Source organism: uncultured Thiodictyon sp. (assembly GCA_903837595.1).
Classification (GTDB): domain Bacteria; phylum Pseudomonadota; class Gammaproteobacteria; order Chromatiales; family Chromatiaceae; genus Thiodictyon.
Map to the genome: position 1 here is coordinate 1 of CAILVI010000438.1, position 2640 is coordinate 2640.

4 protein-coding genes are annotated in these 2640 nt (G+C 64.5%); all 4 read left to right on the forward strand.

What is annotated here, in order from left to right:
• Nucleotides 1-553, forward strand: a 553-nt coding sequence (locus QZY44_RS26040; RefSeq protein ID WP_295455002.1) for a GMC oxidoreductase, incomplete at its 5' end; no start/stop codon positions are given.
• A gap of 101 nt (nucleotides 554-654) precedes the next feature.
• A complete protein-coding gene (locus QZY44_RS26045; RefSeq protein ID WP_295455003.1) occupies nucleotides 655-2112 on the forward strand; it encodes an FAD-dependent oxidoreductase in 1458 nt (485 codons plus the stop codon).
• Nucleotides 2113-2162: 50 nt separating this feature from the next.
• Nucleotides 2163-2321, forward strand: a complete 159-nt coding sequence (locus tag QZY44_RS26050) for a hypothetical protein (protein WP_295455004.1) — start codon at nucleotides 2163-2165, stop codon at nucleotides 2319-2321.
• Nucleotides 2322-2339: 18 nt separating this feature from the next.
• The coding region (locus QZY44_RS26055; protein WP_295455005.1) for a TusE/DsrC/DsvC family sulfur relay protein at nucleotides 2340-2640 on the forward strand (301 nt) is incomplete at its 3' end.

Below are 2640 nucleotides of genomic sequence, written 5' to 3' on the forward strand. Positions count from 1 at the left end.
CCGCCCCGACATCCAATTCCACTTCGCCACCCTGTCCGCCGATCAGGCGGGCGCCCGGCCCCATCCATGGTCCGGCTGCACCTTTTCGGTCTGCCAGTTGCGGCCCGAGTCCCGCGGCTCGATTCACTGCGCTTGCCCGGACCCGCTCGCGGCACCCCTGATTCGGGCCAACTATTTGACCGCGGAATTGGATCGGCGCTGCGCGGTCGCCGCGCTGCGCCTGTCGCGCCGCCTGGCCGCCGCCGCACCCCTGCGCCCTTTGCTCGGGGAGGAAGTGCGCCCCGGTGCGGCCGTGCGCAGCGACGCCGATCTGCTCGCGTTCGCCCGGGCGCAGGGCGCGACCATCTTTCACCCGGTCGGCACCTGCCGCATGGGTGGCGACGCGCAGGCGGTCGTGGACCACCGCCTGCGGGTGCGGGGCGTCGCCGGACTGCGGGTAGTCGACGCCTCGGTGATGCCGGTCCTGGTCTCGGGCAACACCCACGCGCCCACGGTCATGATCGCGGAAAAGGGGGCGGCGATGATCCTGGAGGACGCCGCGGACGGGGGCTGATCTCCATATCTGCATTCCTGCGTTGGTTAGCTGAAACTCTTGGTGTCTTCGCGTCGCCAGGTCGCGGATGATAACCCGTTACCTCAACCTGGAGCGCGCTCATGGCACGTATCGTTATCCTCGGGGCCGGCATCTCCGGACACACCGCGGCCAGACATTTGGGCCGGCAGCTGGGCAAGCAACACCAAGTCATCATGGTGTCGCCGCGTCCGTTCTGGAATTGGGTACCCTCCAATATCTGGGTGGCCGTGGGTGAAATGACCGAGCAGCAGGTCGCCTACCCCTTGGCCCCGCTCTACAAGAAGCTCCATGTCGATTTTCACCAGGCCAGCGCCCTGTCCATCCATCCGGGGGGCGAGGCCGGACGCGCGCAACCGTTCGTCAAGATCGAATACACGGACCCCGCCCGCGCCGGTCAGACCGAATCGATTGACTATGACTATCTGATCAATGCCACCGGACCCAAGCTCAATTTCGGCGCGACGCCGGGATTGGGGCCTGAGCCGGGCTATACCGTCTCCGTGTGCACCCCGGCCCACGCGCTGGAGGCGAATGCAAAACTGCAAGAGACGATTGCCGCCCTGAAGGCCGGCCAGCCGCAAACCCTCGTCATCGGCACCGGGCATGGCATGGCCACCTGCCAGGGCGCCGCCTTCGAGTACATCTGCAACGTCGACCATGTGCTGCGCGAGGCCGGCGTGCGCAAGTTGGCGCGGCTGGTCTGGCTCAGTAATGAGTACGAGGTGGGCGATCTGGGGATCGGTGGCACCTTGATGAAGCGCGGCGGTTATGTGACCAGCGGCAAGGTCTTCGTCGAGTCGCTGATGGCCGAGCGCGGCATCGAGTGGATTACCCGCGCACACGTCAACAAGGTGGAGCCGGGCACCATCCACTATGAATTGCTGGACGGGACCTACAATACGATCCCGTTCGACTTCGCCATGCTGATTCCGCCCTTCGCGGGGGTCGGATTAAAGGCCTTCGACCCGGCCGGTGCGGACATCACCGAGGTGCTCTTTGCGCCCAGCGGCTTCATGAAGGTCGATGCCGACTATGCCCCCAGGCCGTATGACGAATGGAGTAAGAAGGACTGGCCGCGGACCTACCAGACCCCGACGTACCGCAACATCTTCGCCATCGGCATTGCCTTCGCCCCCCCGCACCTCATCAGCAAGCCGATGAAGAGCCCCAACGGCACCCCGATCAATCCCTCGGCGGCGCGCACCGGCATGCCATCGGCCGCGATCGGCATGGCGGTGGCGGCGAGCATCCGCGACATGATCAATGGTGCCTCGGCACCGACCCACACCGCCTCGATGGCGGGAATGGGCGCGGCCTGCGTGGCCTCCACCGGTAAGCACTTTTTAAAGGGCTCGGCCGCCTCCTTGATCGTCTTTCCCGTCGTTCCCGATTACGACCGCTACCCCCAATACGGGCGGGATCTCAACTTGACCTCCGGGGAGATCGGACTCGCCGGGCACTGGTGGAAGTTCCTCCTGCATCACCTGTTCATCTATCAGGCCAGGCTGCGCCCGGGCTGGTTCTTCTTACCGCATTGATGCGTCGATTGATACGTTTCCGCTATCACACTTCAACGAGGTAAGCACCCATGGCAGGCACAAACCGGGGACCCTATTATCAGGAGTCCTATCCCCCCGTCCCGACCGGGTTCACAAAATATCTGCGGCGTTCCCTCCCCTGGCAACTGGTGCGTTTCGTGGTCATCGGCTGGCGGATCGTCAAACTCATGGCGAAACCGCAAGGCTGACAGGTGGAGGAGCACACGATGACCGCCATACAGAGCGCCAGCCGTGACCTCAATCTAAACAAAAAGGGTTACCTGGTGCATTTCGATGACTGGGACCGGGACATCGCCTTGGCCCTGGCCGCCGCCGACGGTCTGACCCTGACCGATGACCACTGGCAGGTCATCGCGTTTATGCGCCAATATTATGTAGCCAACGAGATACCGCCCACCCCGCGGGTGGTCGTGAAGGCGGTCGGGCACGCCATCTCCGCCCATGTACCGTGGACCCGCAAGCAGCTCGAAGACCTCTTTCCCGGCGGCGGGTGTCGGCAGGCCTGTC

Coding starts and splice junctions, on each gene's coding strand:
- QZY44_RS26045 (WP_295455003.1), top strand. CDS start 655: ATGGCACGTATCGTTATCCTCGGGGCCGGCATCTCCGGACACACCGCG.
- QZY44_RS26050 (WP_295455004.1), top strand. CDS start 2,163: ATGGCAGGCACAAACCGGGGACCCTATTATCAGGAGTCCTATCCCCCC.